The organism is Streptococcus sp. V919 (assembly GCF_054353475.1).
The window spans coordinates 468,431-482,718 of the sequence record NZ_JBTHHY010000001.1; the positions used below are offsets into that span (position 1 = coordinate 468,431).

Below are 14,288 nucleotides of genomic sequence, written 5' to 3' on the forward strand. Positions count from 1 at the left end.
ACCTTATGTTACTTGAAATTTCAATTAAAAACTTTGCCATCATTGAGGCTATTTCACTTAATTTTGAGAAAGGAATGACAGTTCTGACTGGGGAAACTGGTGCCGGGAAGTCTATCATCATCGATGCTATGAACATGATGCTGGGAGCCAGAGCAACAACAGATGTCATTCGTCATGGTGCACCTAAAGCAGAAATCGAAGGTCTTTTCTCAATCGAAAATAGTCTCCCCCTTCAAGAGATTTTTGATGAGCAAGGTATCGATTTAGGTGATGAAATCATCATTCGTCGTGAAATTTTACAAAACGGGCGCAGTGTTAGTCGAGTTAATGGACAGATGGTCAATCTTTCTGTTCTACGCGCAATAGGACAACATCTAGTCGACATTCATGGTCAGCATGACCAAGAAGAGTTAATGCGCCCACAATTACATATTCAGATGCTGGATGAGTTTGGTGATACAGATTTTCTTGAACTGAAACAATCTTATCAGACTAACTTTGATGCCTACCGTCAAATGCGCAAGCAACTTCTTGAGATTAAGAAAAATCAAGAAGAACATAAGGCTCGTATTGAAATGTTAGAATTTCAGATGGCAGAGATTGAATCTGCAGCATTACAGCCAGGTGAAGACCTCAAACTCAATCAAGAACGCGATAAACTTCTGAATCATAAAAATATTGCTGATACGCTAACTAATGCTTATACCATGCTAGATAATGAAGAATTTTCAAGTCTGGCTAACGTGCGTTCTGCTATGAATGACATGGAAAGTTTAGAAGAGTATGATGCTGAGTACCGTGAAATATCAACTTCTTTATCAGAATCTTATTATGCATTAGAAGATGTCACCAAACGTTTAGAGGATATTATCGAAGATTTAGATTTTGACGGCAATCGCTTGATGCAGATTGAGAGTCGTTTAGATCTCATACATGCCATTACACGTAAGTATGGTGGAAATGTCGATGATGTCTTGTTATACTTTGCAAAAATAACTGAAGAATACAATTTACTTACTGGTAATAATCTTTCTTCAGAAGATATGGAAGCAGAACTCAAGCAATTAGAAGTAAGTCTGGTTGATTTAGCAAGTAAACTTGCGTCTGCTCGCCACAACTTAGCTCAACAATTAGAAATTGAGATTCAACAAGAGCTTAAAGACCTTTATATGGACAAGGCTCGATTTCAGGTTCAGTTTACTAAAGGAAAATTCAGTCGCGAAGGGAATGAGAGTGTTGAATTTTATATTTCAACCAACCCTGGAGAAGACTTTAAACCATTAGTAAAAGTAGCTTCTGGTGGTGAGTTATCTCGTTTGATGTTAGCTATTAAGTCTGCCTTTTCTCGTAAGGAAGGAAAGACGAGCATTGTATTTGATGAGGTAGACACAGGAGTTTCAGGTCGTGTAGCTCAAGCAATCGCACAGAAAATTCATAAGATTGGTCAGCATGGCCAAGTTCTAGCTATTTCGCATCTTCCTCAAGTCATTGCCATTGCTGATTATCAGTTCTTCATTGAAAAGATTAGTAATGAGCATTCAACCGTTTCAACCGTTCGCTTGTTAACAGTTGATGAAAGAGTGGAAGAAGTTGCCAAGATGTTGGCAGGTGAAAATGTAACTGAAGCAGCATTTAGTCAAGCGAGAGAATTATTGCAAAGTAAGGAGAAATAAATGACAGACTATTATGTTATTGGAGATGTTCATGGGAAAGCAGGAATGCTTGAGGACCTTCTAAAAACATGGGATGGTAAGACTCAATTACTCTTTCTTGGAGATTTGATTGATAGAGGAGAAGATAGTCGACGTGTCCTTGAAATGGTCAAGGATTTGGTTGATAATGAAGGAGCTATCTGCCTATCAGGGAACCATGAGTATATGTTTTTAACTTGGTTGGATAACCCTGAAGAAAGCTATGACCACTATCGTCGTAATGGTGGGGATACAACTATTAATTCTATTCTAGGTCGCCCATTGGATGCACAAGTAGATGGTGTAGAAGATGCTAAGCGTGTTGAAACTGAAGCAGCTGACTTAGTGGAGTTTATCCGTCAGATGCCTTTTGTGATTGAAACAGATAAGTATATCTTCGTTCATGCTGGTATTGATTTGACTTTGGATGACTGGCATGATACTACAGATTACAAGAAAGTTTGGCTCAGAAAACCATTCCATGAAGCAGCTAATCATACTGGTAAAACGATTGTCTTTGGACATACACCAGTCTATGGTTTACTGAATCAAGAACGCGGTACAGCAGAACTTTGGATTACAGAAGACGGTAAGATTGGAATGGATGGAGGAGCTGTTTATGGCGGTGTCCTTCACGGTATTGTCTTTACTGACCAAGGTATGACTGACCGCTATTTCATCGAAAATGATGGCTTTGTTGCTGAAGATTAGTACTCCTAGCAGGGTATGGTCTTGTCAAAATATTAAAAACATTTTATAATTAATAGATACCCTGAAAGGAAGAGAATCATGAATGTAGAAGAATTGAAAAAACGACAGGAGAAGATTCGGAACTTCTCTATTATCGCTCACATTGACCATGGGAAATCAACGCTTGCTGACCGTATTTTGGAAGCTACTGAGACGGTTTCTAGCCGTGAAATGCAAGCTCAACTTCTGGATAGCATGGATCTTGAGCGTGAACGTGGGATTACCATTAAGCTTAATGCTATTGAATTGAACTATACTGCTAAAGACGGTGAAACTTATATCTTTCATTTGATTGACACACCAGGACACGTGGACTTTACTTATGAGGTGTCACGTTCTCTTGCCGCTTGTGAGGGTGCTATCTTGGTAGTCGATGCCGCCCAAGGGATTGAGGCTCAAACACTAGCTAACGTTTACCTTGCTTTGGATAATGATTTGGAAATCCTTCCAGTCATCAATAAGATTGATTTGCCTGCAGCAGATCCCGAGCGCGTCCGTACTGAAATTGAAGATGTCATTGGTTTGGATGCTAGCGAAGCAGTCTTAGCATCAGCCAAAGCTGGTATCGGTATTGAAGAAATTCTTGAGCAAATCGTAGAGAAAGTTCCTGCTCCAACCGGTGATGTTTCAGCACCATTAAAAGCCTTAATTTTCGACTCAGTTTATGATGCTTACCGTGGAGTTATCCTCCAAGTTCGTGTCATGGATGGAGTAGTCAAACCTGGCGATAAGATTCAGCTCATGAGTAATGGTAAAACCTTTAACGTTACTGAAGTCGGAATCTTCACACCTAAAGCAGTAGGACGTGATTTCTTAGCAACTGGTGATGTTGGTTACATTGCAGCGTCTATCAAGACTGTTCAGGATACTCGTGTCGGTGATACAGTTACCTTGGCGTCGTATCCTGCTTCAGAGCCACTAGACGGCTACAAGCAAATGAACCCCATGGTCTTTGCAGGTCTCTATCCAATTGAGTCAAATAAATATAACGATCTTCGTGAAGCCCTTGAAAAATTGCAACTCAATGATGCTAGTTTGCAGTTTGAACCAGAAACATCTCAAGCACTCGGATTTGGTTTCCGTTGTGGTTTCCTTGGATTACTTCATATGGATGTTATTCAGGAACGTTTGGAACGTGAGTTTAACATCGATCTTATCATGACTGCACCATCCGTTATCTACAAGGTCAATCAAACTGATGGTGAATCTATGGATGTATCGAACCCATCTGAGTTTCCTGATCCTACAAAGATTGCGACCATTGAAGAACCATATGTAAAGGCACAAATCATGGTACCACAAGAATTCGTTGGAGCAGTAATGGAACTAGCTCAGCGCAAGCGTGGGGACTTTGTGACCATGGACTATATTGATGACAATCGTGTGAATGTTATTTATCAAATTCCGCTTGCTGAAATCGTCTTTGACTTCTTTGATAAGCTCAAGTCTTCGACACGTGGTTATGCAAGCTTTGATTATGAATTGTCAGAGTATAGACCATCTAAGTTGGTTAAGATGGATATCCTTCTCAATGGAGACAAAGTGGATGCTCTTAGCTTTATCGTTCACAAAGATTTTGCTTATGAACGTGGGAAACTTATCGTAGATAAGCTTAAGAAAATCATTCCTCGTCAACAATTTGAAGTGCCCATTCAAGCTGCAATTGGACACAAGATTGTGGCTCGTACTGATATAAAGGCTCTTCGTAAGAACGTACTTGCTAAGTGCTACGGTGGTGACGTTTCCCGTAAACGTAAACTCCTCGAAAAACAAAAAGCTGGTAAGAAACGCATGAAAGCTATCGGATCAGTAGAAGTCCCACAAGAAGCCTTCCTTAGCGTCTTAAGTATGGATGAAGAATAATTAATTTCTATTATTATTTAGAATGAATTACAGTTATCTTTTGACACTTTTATTTACATACATTAAAATAGGGATGAAAGGAGAAAGATTATGAAAAAAATCATCAGCTTATCTACGCTTTTAGTGTGTTGCTTAACTCTTGCTGCTTGTAATACTTCAAAAACTAAGAAAGAAGCAACCTCAGATACAACAACAATTCAGGAAACTACCTCAGCACAAGAAACAACAACTGTGGCCGAATCAACGATTAAAGATACTCAGGTAATTGGTTCAGATGCTTATGGCTACGTAAAGGTTCCAAAATCATGGATTCATTTTACAGAAGTTGAGGGTGGTGATGATATTCAGTACTGTGATGGAACAGACGTCAATATTGTAACTTTAAATACCTTTAAACCAGAGCATTTAGGTGTTAGTGAAAGTGAATATGCTGCTCTTGATCCCGTTCAAGTTTCTACTAGTGTCTATCAAACCAAAAAACAAAGCAAGGATTTCTCTAAAGTATGGGGATCTAAGTCAAAAATTGGTGGTTATGATGCCTATGTGGTAAACTGTATTGCTAAAAACGGAAAATATCTAGTTATCTATATCTTTAAATCAGATGATGGTAAGTTTAGATATGTTTCTCTAGAAGGAACACCTGAAGTATTGAAAGACATGATTCCGCTGATAGAAGAAAGTTGGACTAATAAAAAGGTTTAAAAGGCAGGATTTTTCCTGCTTTTTTATTTTATCCAGTTTTATTTAGGACTTCAAATAGATTTCCTGATTAGAACTTTTTGAAATGAAAATTAAAAGAATGAGTTTTTGTAAATATAGTAGTAGATTTATTGTATTTTCGATAATACTGCCAGTTTACAGTATGTATTTGACACTTTGTTCTTCTTACTTTAGAATAGTAGTGAAAGGAGAATTATCATGAATAAATTGATAACTTTATCTACACTTTTGCTTTGTGGTATCACTCTTGCTGCTTGTAATACAAATACTGGTAAAAAAGATGTAACAGCTGAAACTACCACAATTGTTCAGGAAACTACTAGTCAGGAAACAGCAGAAGCTACAACAACCGTTCCAACTAAAGATACACAATGGATTGGTTCAGATGGTTATGGATACTTGAAAGTACCTAAATCTTGGGTTCAAAGTGATGCCGGTGGGAATAGTGTTGATTTTAAGTACAGTGATGGTACTGACAAGAATGCTATTTCAGTTAAAAGTATAAATGCAGACGTAAAAGATTTCACTAATTTTGAGACCAAATTTGAACAAAATATAAAAGAAAATCCTAGATTTACAAATGTTAGAACTAATAGGGGAAATATTGGGGGCTATGATGCCCTCAAAATTTATGCAGATTATAAAAATAGTAAAAAAGTAGTTATTTGGGTATTTAAGTCGGATGATAATATGATTAGATTAGTTACTCTTGAAGGTGATTTAGAAATTGTAAATGAAATTACTCCAATGGTAGAAGAAAGCTGGACAGTGAAAAAGAATTAAAACTAAAACAGGATATTTATCCTGTTTTTTTATATATTTTCAACCTTTAAAGAATATGTATAAAATCAAATTGTTTACAATCAAACAAAAAAAATAAAAATCAAACAAAATACAACAAAAAATATTGACAACGGTTTCATATAGTGTTATACTTGTATCATAAAAGTTAAATATGAAGGGAGAAGGTCATGGGATTAGATCATTTCTTCAGCAAAGACTTAGTCTTTTGTCTAGAAGCAGATAATCAAGAGCAACTATTTGATCAAGTTGCAACCCTATTGGAAGAAAAGAAAGTTGTTACAGATACCTATCGATCGGCTTTGATTGAACGTGAAAAAATGTTCCCAACCGGTTTAGATATGGAATTTCTAGGGAAGGACTTGCCAAATGTAGCAATCCCTCACACATATACGATTCATAATTTAACTGAAAATGTTGTTGTGGTTCGCTTACCAAAACCAGTAACATTCCACAATATGATTGCACCTGACAAGGAAGTAGAAGTATCATTACTTTTCTTTATTATCAATAATTCAAGTTCAAGTCAAACAAACATTCTTGCTCAATTGATGGACTTCTTTACAGGTAACGGTCATCTAGAGGCGCTTTCTAAGATTACAGAACCAGAAGCTCTGTACCAGTATATCTCAGAAGCAACTGCTTAATTTTAAAATAAATAGAAACTAAAAAACGGAGGAAATCCAAATGATTAAAATTCTTGCTGCTTGTGGTGCGGGTGTTAACTCAAGCCACCAAATTAAAAGTGCTCTAGAAGAAGAGCTTTCCCAGAGACAGGAATGTTGGATTTCAAAGATAGAAGTTCTTGGTTAAATAATCAAAGAGAATTAGATTTAAATTTTGATTTCTTTAGCTATGATGCTGTAACTTTAGATAACTTAGAATCTCGTTCAGTCGCTTTGAAGTCACGAAAACATGATAAAGGTTTAAAACTACATTTTGAAGAGTTTCCAAATTTAATCATATGGTCAACTCTTAATAAAGGTCCTTTTATCGCATTGGAACCATGGTCAGGCTTATCTACTTCGCTCGAAGAAGGAGATCGACTAGAAGATAAAAAGGATGTTAAAATCCTAAAAGCAGAAACTATAGGAGAAATGGGATTTGATATTGAAATTTTATAAGAAACAAACAAAAATAAACATAAATTGTTGACTTTTACAAACAAACGTAGTATATTATGTTTATAAAGAACAATTTGTGTTTATTTTAACAAAGTGACTGTTCTAGTTTTTCTATGAAGAAAACTTATTAAGAACGGAATATGGTCTTCGTTCTTAATTAAAATTATTGTCAACAAAACTACTAGTGGACTTTTTGATGAAAGGATAATCTTTATCCATATCCATAAAATTCACTGGTCTATTATAAAAAAAGGAGTATACAGTATGTCTATTGTTATTGGTGCAGATGCTGCAGGTTTAAGATTGAAAGAAGTTGTTAAAGACTTCCTGGAAAAAGAAAACTTCCACGTGGTGGATGTTACTGCTGAAGGTCAAGACTTCGTTGACGTAACTCTTGCAGTTGCAGAAGAAGTTAAAAAAGAAGAACAAAACCTTGGTATTGTTATTGATGCTTACGGTGCTGGTCCATTCATGGTTGCTACTAAAATCAAAGGAATGGTTGCTGCAGAAGTATCTGACGAACGTTCAGCATATATGACTCGTGGCCACAACAACTCACGTATGATTACTATGGGTGCTCAACTCGTTGGTGATGAATTGGCTAAAAACATTGCTAAAGGCTTTGTAAATGGTAAGTACGACGGTGGTCGTCACCAAATCCGTGTCGACATGTTGAACAAAATGTGCTAATTTTTGATATTGAAAGAAAGGTAAGAAAAAATGAGAATTGCAATCGGATGTGACCACATCGTAACTAATGAAAAAATGGCGGTTTCAGAATTTTTGAAATCAAAAGGACATGAAGTCATTGACTTTGGTACATATGACCATGCACGTACACACTACCCAATCTTTGGTAAAAAAGTTGGGGAAGCAGTAGTTAGCGGTCAAGCTGATCTTGGTGTATGTATTTGTGGTACTGGTGTAGGTATCAATAACGCTGTTAACAAAGTTCCAGGTGTTCGTTCTGCTTTGGTTCGTGATATGACAACAGCTCTTTATGCAAAAGAACAATTGAATGCCAACGTTATCGGATTTGGTGGGAAAATCACTGGTGAATTGCTCATGTGTGATATCATTGAAGCTTTCATCAATGCTGAATACAAACCATCTGAAGAAAACAAAAAATTGATTGCTAAAATCCAACACGTTGAAACTCATAACGATCACCAAACTGATGCCAACTTCTTTACAGAATTCCTTGAAAAATGGGATCGTGGTGAATACCACGACTAAGAGGTGACTTATGATTTTAACAGTCACAATGAATCCATCCATTGATATTTCTTATCCTTTGGATGAATTGAAAATTGACACTGTCAACCGTGTTGTTGATGTTACGAAAACAGCTGGTGGTAAAGGTCTTAATGTTACACGCGTCCTATCAGAATTTGGCGATTCTGTAGTCGCAACTGGTCTAGTTGGTGGTAAACTGGGTGATTTCCTAGTTGAAAATATTGACGATAAAGTCACCAAGCGTTTCTTCTCTATCCAAGGTGAAACACGTAACTGTATCGCTATTCTTCACGGTGATCATCAAACTGAAATTCTTGAAAAAGGTCCTGAGGTTCAAGAAAAAGAAGGACAAGATTTCTTGGCTTACTTCAAAGAACTTCTTAATACTGTAGAAGTTGTAGCTATTTCAGGTAGTCTACCAGCTGGACTCCCAGTTGATTATTATGCTAGTTTAGTGGAACTTGCTAATCAAGCCGGAAAACCTGTTGTATTGGATTGCTCGGGAGCTGCTCTCCAGGCAGTTCTTGAGTCTCCACATAAACCAACAGTTATTAAACCAAATAATGAGGAATTATCTCAACTTTTAGGAAGAGAAATTTCTAAAGACTTGGATGAATTAAAAGAAGTTCTTCAAGAACCACTATTTGATGGAATCGAGTGGATTATCGTTTCCTTAGGTGCTAACGGAGCATTCGCTAAACACGGTAACACTTTCTACAAAGTAGATATTCCAAGAATTCAAGTAGTAAATCCAGTCGGTTCTGGCGATTCTACAGTGGCAGGTATTGCTTCAGGTCTTTTCCATAAAGAAACGGATCAAGAACTGTTGATCAAGGCAAATGTCCTTGGTATGCTTAATGCTCAAGAAAAAATGACCGGTCATGTCAATATGGCTAACTATCAAGGTCTATATGACCAATTAATTGTGAAAGAGGTATAAAATGACTTTAACAGAAAATAAACGTGCTTGTTTGAAAAAACTCTCAGATGAAAATGGAATTATCTCAGCTCTTGCCTTTGACCAACGTGGTGCTTTGAAACGTTTGATGGCTCAATACCAAACTGAAGAACCTACAGTAGCTCAAATGGAAGAACTCAAAGTCTTGGTAGCAGATGAATTGACTAAATACGCTTCATCAATGCTTCTTGACCCTGAATATGGTCTTCCAGCTACAAAAGCACTTGCTCCAAATGCAGGTCTTCTCCTTGCTTATGAAAAAACAGGATACGACACAACAAGCACAAAACGCTTGCCAGACTGCTTGGATGTTTGGTCTGCAAAACGTATTAAAGAACAAGGTGCTGATGCAGTTAAATTCTTGCTTTACTACGATGTAGATAGCTCTGACGAACTTAACCAACAAAAACAAGCCTACATCGAACGTATTGGTTCTGAGTGTGTGGCAGAAGATATTCCATTCTTCCTTGAAATCCTTGCTTACGATGAAAAGATTGCTGATGCGGGTTCTGCTGAATACGCAAAAGTAAAACCACACAAAGTTATCGGTGCTATGAAAGTCTTCTCAGACCAACGCTTTAACATCGATGTTTTGAAAGTGGAAGTTCCAGTTAACGTTAAATACGTTGAAGGTTTCGCTGAAGGTGAAGTTGTTCACACTCGTGAAGAAGCAGCAGCATTCTTCAAAGCACAAGACGAAGCAACAAAGCTTCCTTACATCTACTTAAGTGCAGGTGTATCAGCAAAACTCTTCCAAGAAACACTTGTATTTGCCCACGAATCAGGTGCAAACTTCAATGGTGTTCTTTGTGGACGTGCAACATGGGCTGGATCAGTTGAGGCTTACATCAAAGATGGTGAAGCAGCGGCACGTGAATGGCTTCGTACAACTGGTTTTGAAAACATCGATGAACTTAATAAAGTACTTCAAAAAAAAGCTACTTCATGGACTGAACGCGTATAAAGTTCAGTAAGATATAATAATAAAAAAGTCTCACCAATGGTGAGACTTTTTAAGATGTTGATTTAATAATTTTTGTTTGTTTGGACAAAGCTTTTAGGGTTTCATCGCTAAGTTTTGAATCGGAGATAATGGTATCGATATCTACAATATTGTAAAAGGTGTAAAAATCAAATTTATCAAATTTACTATGGTCAGCCAAAAGGATTTTTTTATTTGCATTATTTAATGCTAGTTTTTGAACCTCACCTTCGTCTTCGCTAAATGTAGCAATAGCTTGATCTTTAATTCCGTTGCAACTAACAAAAGCTTTAGAGAATTGAAGGCTTTCGATGTCTTGGAGAGTCAAAGTACCAACAAAAGCGCCAGTGATTTCTCGATAATTTCCACCAATTAAAATTAAATCTGTAAGTTTTCGTTCATTCAAGATAATAAAAACGGGTAGGCTATTTGTTACGACACGAATATTATCAATCGGAAGTTCACGAGCAAAGAACTCAAGAGTAGTTCCAGGACCGATAAAAATTGTTTCTCTTTCTTCAACTAAGTGACCGGCAAATCGAGCAATCTCTTGCTTTTCGGCGATTTGCAAGCCTTGTTTTTCGATATTAGAGCGCTCGTTTGCTAATAGAGAGCCTGAACGAAGCTTTTCAGCACCTCCGTGCACTCGAACAAGTAAATCCTTGTCAGCTAGCTCTTGTAGATAACGCCGAGCTGTCATATCCGAGATATCTAAACGACTCATAATTTCTTTGACAGTGATTGTTCCTTTGGTATTAACAATATCTAAAATCAAATCAAGTTTTTCTTGTTTTAGCATTGAATCACCCCCTATATCTAATATCATTTTATCATATTTTAAACATATCAGCAACTTAAAGAAAACAAAAATAAACAAAAATAAAAGAACATCTAAGTTTAAAATAAACACAGATGTTCTTTTCTAATTTTAAATTAATCTAACCCGTAGTTATAGTCATCGTCCTGCATAGCTTCAACTTCACCAAGTAGATATCCATTACCAACTTGAGAGAAGAAGTCGTGGTTAGATGTACCGGTTGAAATCCCGTTCATAACGATAGGGTTGACATCATCAGCTGAATCAGGGAAGAGAGGGTCTTGCCCTAGATTCATAAGAGCTTTGTTGGCGTTGTAACGTAGGAAGGTTTTAACTTCTTCTGTCCATCCAACACCATCATAAAGGCTTTCTGTATACCCTTCTTCGTTTTCATAAAGTGTGTAGAGAAGGTCATACATCCAATCTTTTAATTTTTCTTGCTCTTCTTCAGGTAATTCGTTGAAACCAAGTTGGAATTTATAACCGATATAAGTACCGTGAACAGACTCATCACGAATGATCAACTTAATGATTTCTGCAACGTTAGCCAACTTGTTATTTCCAAGGTAGTAGAGTGGTGTAAAGAAACCTGAATAGAAAAGGAAGGTTTCAAGGAATACACTGGCTACTTTCTTTTCAAGTGGAGTACCATTGAGGTAAATTTCATTGATGATTTGTGCTTTTTTCTGTAGATATGGATTTGTATCAGTCCACTCAAAGATTTCTTCTATTTCAGACTTTGTATTTAAAGTTGAAAAAATAGATGAATAAGATTTAGCGTGGACAGATTCCATAAATTGAATATTGTTAAAAACAGCTTCTTCGTGAGGAGTACGGATATCAGCGCGGAGGGCATTAACCCCTGTTTCAGACTGCATGGTATCCAAAAGTGTCAAACCACCAAAAACTTTTCCGACCAAATCTTTTTCTTGATTTGATAATTTTCTCCAGTCATCTAAGTCATTAGACAAGGGAATACGTGTATCCAACCAAAATTGTTCAGTTAGTTTTTCCCATGTTGATTTATCGATGACATCTTCGATGGCATTCCAGTTAATGGCTTTGTAGTAAGTTTCCATTACAAATCTCTTTCTTTAATTTTAATCAATAAAATAATAATGAATCCCAGTAATAAGGTTTAGCGAGTTCTTAAATCACGCAACTCTCACATTGATTAGCGCCAACTTCACCACCGTCATCTGTGTAAGTACGAACATAGTAAATAGACTTGATACCCTTATTAAAGGCGTAGTTACGAAGGATAGACAAGTCACGTGTTGTTTGTTTGTTTTCTGACTTCCATTCGTAAAGACCTGTTGGGATATCACTGCGCATGAAGAGTGTGAGTGAAAGTCCTTGGTCTACATGTTCAGTAGCCGCAGCATAAACATCAATGACTTTACGCATATCCATGTCATAGGCAGAAGTGTAGTAAGGAATTGTTTCAGTTGACAATCCTGCTGCAGGATAGTAAATCTTACCAATTTTCTTCTCTTGTCGTTCTTCAATACGTTGAGTGATTGGGTGGATAGAAGCAGAAACATCGTTGATGTAGCTGATAGAACCATTTGGTGCTACAGCAAGACGGTTTTGGTGGTAAAGCCCATCTGCTTTAACTTTATCACGAAGTACAGCCCAATCAGCTGCAGATGGGATAAAGATACCTTCAAAGAGTTCTTTAACACGATCAGATTTTGGTACAAACTCACCACTTGTGTACTTATCAAAGTAGCTTCCGTTCGCGTAGTCTGATTTTTCAAAGTTGTGGAAGGTAACACCACGTTCACGCGCAATATTATTTGATTCTACCAAAGTCCAGTAGTTCAATAGCATGAAGTAGATGCTTGTGAATTCAACAGACTCAGGTGATCCGTATTCGATTAATTGTTGAGCAAGATAGCTGTGAAGTCCCATAGCTCCAAGTCCAAATGTATGAGCTTGGCTGTTTCCGTGGTCGATTGTAGGAACAGCGACGATGTGAGAACTATCTGTAACGAAAGTCAAAGCACGTACCATAGCTCGGATAGAACGACCAAAGTCAGGTGAAGTCATCATGTTGACCACGTTTGTTGAACCAAGGTTACATGAAACGTCAGTACCCATTTTAAGGAATTCTTGCGCATCATTGATAAGACTTGGTTCTTGGACTTGAAGAATCTCTGAACACAAGTTACTCATGATGATTTTACCATCAACAGGATTAGCGCGGTTAGCTGTATCGATGTTGACAACGTAAGGATAGCCAGATTCTTGTTGTAGTTTAGAAATTTCAGTTTCCAAATCACGCGCCTTGATCTTTGTCTTACGAATGTTTGGATTTGCAACTAGCTCATCGTATTTTTCAGTGATATCGATATAGTTGAAAGGTACGCCATACTCTTTTTCTACAGAATATGGGCTAAATAGGTACATTTCTTCATTCTTACGAGCCAATTCGTAGAATTTATCAGGTACCACAACACCAAGCGAAAGTGTCTTCACACGAACTTTTTCATCAGCATTTTCTTTCTTAGTAGAAAGGAAAGCAATAATATCTGGATGGAAGACATTGAGGTAAACAACCCCAGCACCTTGACGTTGACCAAGTTGGTTTGAGTAAGAGAAGCTGTCTTCGAAGAGTTTCATAACTGGTACGACACCAGAGGCAGCACCTTCATATCCTTTGATAGGAGATCCAGCTTCACGAAGGTTGCTGAGTGAAATCCCTACACCACCACCAATACGTGAAAGTTGAAGAGCCGAGTTGATAGAACGTCCAATAGAGTTCATATCATCTGTAACCTGGATCAAGAAACATGATACTAATTCACCACGACGTGCACGCCCTGCATTTAAGAAGGAAGGTGTAGCTGGTTGGTAGCGTTGGTGGATGATTTCGTTTGCAATATCAATAGCAATCGCTTCATCTCCATCAGCAAAGTAAAGAGCGTTAAAGAAGACACGGTCTTCCATGCTTTCAAGATAGTATTCACCATCGTTAGTTTTTAAAGCATACTGGTTGTAAAACTTGTATGCAGCCATGAATGACTTGAATTGGAAGTCTTGGTCTTTAATAAATTTATAGAGCTCTTCTAAGAATTCTGGGCGATATTTTTTAATAAAGCCTGTTTCAATATAGTTGTGCTTGATTAGGTAGTCAATTTTATCTAAAATTGAATCAAATACCATTGAGTTTGGTACAACATTTTCTTTAAAAAATGCATCTAGGGCTTCTTTATCTTTATGAAGCATGATTTGTCCATTGACTGGACGGTTAATTTCATTATTTAGACGGAAGTATGTTACGTCTTCAAGTTGTTTTAATCCCATAAAATTTCCCTTATCTAATTACAAAATAAAGGCTTCT

At 37.2% G+C, this 14,288-nt stretch carries 13 protein-coding genes and 2 pseudogenes; 12 read left to right on the forward strand and 3 right to left on the reverse strand.

What is annotated here, in order from left to right:
- The first annotated feature begins 5 nt into the window (after window positions 1–5).
- The 12 genes and pseudogenes from recN (at window position 6) to lacD (ending at window position 10,107) form a co-directional block, all read left to right on the forward strand.
- On the forward strand, window positions 6–1,673 hold the full coding sequence (recN, locus tag ACXYSK_RS02550) for a DNA repair protein RecN (protein ID WP_458624916.1): 1,668 nt from the start codon (window positions 6–8) through the stop codon (window positions 1,671–1,673).
- The gene (locus ACXYSK_RS02555) at window positions 1,674–2,402 is read left to right on the forward strand and encodes a metallophosphoesterase family protein (protein ID WP_458624917.1); all 729 of its coding nucleotides are present in this window, start codon (window positions 1,674–1,676) and stop codon (window positions 2,400–2,402) included.
- A 78-nt stretch (window positions 2,403–2,480) separates the two neighbouring features.
- A complete protein-coding gene (gene lepA, locus ACXYSK_RS02560) occupies window positions 2,481–4,304 on the forward strand; it encodes a translation elongation factor 4 (RefSeq protein WP_458624918.1) in 1,824 nt (607 codons plus the stop codon).
- A gap of 90 nt (window positions 4,305–4,394) precedes the next feature.
- Complete coding sequence (locus ACXYSK_RS02565) at window positions 4,395–5,006, forward strand: hypothetical protein (protein WP_458624919.1); 612 nt, start codon at window positions 4,395–4,397, stop codon at window positions 5,004–5,006.
- A gap of 216 nt (window positions 5,007–5,222) precedes the next feature.
- A complete protein-coding gene (locus ACXYSK_RS02570) occupies window positions 5,223–5,807 on the forward strand; it encodes a hypothetical protein (RefSeq protein ID WP_458624920.1) in 585 nt (194 codons plus the stop codon).
- Between the two features lie 188 nt (window positions 5,808–5,995).
- Window positions 5,996–6,472 carry a PTS sugar transporter subunit IIA gene (locus ACXYSK_RS02575; RefSeq protein WP_458624921.1) on the forward strand — a complete coding sequence of 159 codons (477 nt, stop codon included), beginning with the start codon at window positions 5,996–5,998 and terminating at the stop codon, window positions 6,470–6,472.
- Between the two features lie 40 nt (window positions 6,473–6,512).
- Window positions 6,513–6,599, forward strand: a pseudogene (locus ACXYSK_RS02580) (PTS fructose transporter subunit IIB); the annotation flags it as partial.
- Window positions 6,572–6,949, forward strand: a pseudogene (locus tag ACXYSK_RS02585) (aldose epimerase family protein); the annotation flags it as partial. The pseudogenes ACXYSK_RS02580 and ACXYSK_RS02585, both read left to right, overlap by 28 nt.
- A 264-nt stretch (window positions 6,950–7,213) precedes the next feature.
- Entirely contained in the window at window positions 7,214–7,639 is a 426-nt protein-coding gene (gene lacA, locus ACXYSK_RS02590) for a galactose-6-phosphate isomerase subunit LacA (RefSeq protein ID WP_000029280.1), read from the forward strand.
- 30 nt (window positions 7,640–7,669) lie between these two features.
- On the forward strand, window positions 7,670–8,185 hold the full coding sequence (gene lacB, locus ACXYSK_RS02595; protein WP_001216925.1) for a galactose-6-phosphate isomerase subunit LacB: 516 nt from the start codon (window positions 7,670–7,672) through the stop codon (window positions 8,183–8,185).
- Between the two features lie 10 nt (window positions 8,186–8,195).
- On the forward strand, window positions 8,196–9,125 hold the full coding sequence (locus ACXYSK_RS02600; protein WP_303942723.1) for a tagatose-6-phosphate kinase: 930 nt from the start codon (window positions 8,196–8,198) through the stop codon (window positions 9,123–9,125).
- Window position 9,126: 1 nt separating this feature from the next.
- Window positions 9,127–10,107: a tagatose-bisphosphate aldolase gene (lacD, locus tag ACXYSK_RS02605; protein ID WP_458624922.1), complete on the forward strand. Its 981-nt coding sequence runs from the start codon at window positions 9,127–9,129 to the stop codon at window positions 10,105–10,107.
- 49 nt (window positions 10,108–10,156) lie between these two features.
- Here lacD and ACXYSK_RS02610 read toward each other — a convergent pair whose 3' ends face one another.
- The 3 genes from ACXYSK_RS02610 to nrdE form a co-directional block, all read right to left on the reverse strand.
- On the reverse strand, window positions 10,157–10,924 hold the full coding sequence (locus ACXYSK_RS02610; protein WP_373113400.1) for a DeoR/GlpR family DNA-binding transcription regulator: 768 nt from the start codon (window positions 10,922–10,924) through the stop codon (window positions 10,157–10,159).
- A gap of 134 nt (window positions 10,925–11,058) precedes the next feature.
- Window positions 11,059–12,021 carry a class 1b ribonucleoside-diphosphate reductase subunit beta gene (gene nrdF, locus ACXYSK_RS02615; RefSeq protein WP_006151169.1) on the reverse strand — a complete coding sequence of 321 codons (963 nt, stop codon included), beginning with the start codon at window positions 12,019–12,021 and terminating at the stop codon, window positions 11,059–11,061.
- Window positions 12,022–12,091: 70 nt separating this feature from the next.
- On the reverse strand, window positions 12,092–14,251 hold the full coding sequence (gene nrdE / locus ACXYSK_RS02620; RefSeq protein WP_458624923.1) for a class 1b ribonucleoside-diphosphate reductase subunit alpha: 2,160 nt from the start codon (window positions 14,249–14,251) through the stop codon (window positions 12,092–12,094).
- Between the last annotated feature and the right edge of the window lie 37 nt (window positions 14,252–14,288).

Excerpts from the sequence above, each read along its gene's own strand:
- recN (WP_458624916.1), top strand. The coding sequence starts at position 6 with ATGTTACTTGAAATTTCAATTAAAAACTTTGCCATCATTGAGGCTATT.
- ACXYSK_RS02555 (WP_458624917.1), top strand. The coding sequence starts at position 1,674 with ATGACAGACTATTATGTTATTGGAGATGTTCATGGGAAAGCAGGAATG.
- lepA (WP_458624918.1), top strand. The coding sequence starts at position 2,481 with ATGAATGTAGAAGAATTGAAAAAACGACAGGAGAAGATTCGGAACTTC.
- ACXYSK_RS02565 (WP_458624919.1), top strand. The coding sequence starts at position 4,395 with ATGAAAAAAATCATCAGCTTATCTACGCTTTTAGTGTGTTGCTTAACT.
- ACXYSK_RS02570 (WP_458624920.1), top strand. The coding sequence starts at position 5,223 with ATGAATAAATTGATAACTTTATCTACACTTTTGCTTTGTGGTATCACT.
- ACXYSK_RS02575 (WP_458624921.1), top strand. The coding sequence starts at position 5,996 with ATGGGATTAGATCATTTCTTCAGCAAAGACTTAGTCTTTTGTCTAGAA.
- lacA (WP_000029280.1), top strand. The coding sequence starts at position 7,214 with ATGTCTATTGTTATTGGTGCAGATGCTGCAGGTTTAAGATTGAAAGAA.
- lacB (WP_001216925.1), top strand. The coding sequence starts at position 7,670 with ATGAGAATTGCAATCGGATGTGACCACATCGTAACTAATGAAAAAATG.
- ACXYSK_RS02600 (WP_303942723.1), top strand. The coding sequence starts at position 8,196 with ATGATTTTAACAGTCACAATGAATCCATCCATTGATATTTCTTATCCT.
- lacD (WP_458624922.1), top strand. The coding sequence starts at position 9,127 with ATGACTTTAACAGAAAATAAACGTGCTTGTTTGAAAAAACTCTCAGAT.
- ACXYSK_RS02610 (WP_373113400.1), bottom strand. The coding sequence starts at position 10,924 with ATGCTAAAACAAGAAAAACTTGATTTGATTTTAGATATTGTTAATACC.
- nrdF (WP_006151169.1), bottom strand. The coding sequence starts at position 12,021 with ATGGAAACTTACTACAAAGCCATTAACTGGAATGCCATCGAAGATGTC.
- nrdE (WP_458624923.1), bottom strand. The coding sequence starts at position 14,251 with ATGGGATTAAAACAACTTGAAGACGTAACATACTTCCGTCTAAATAAT.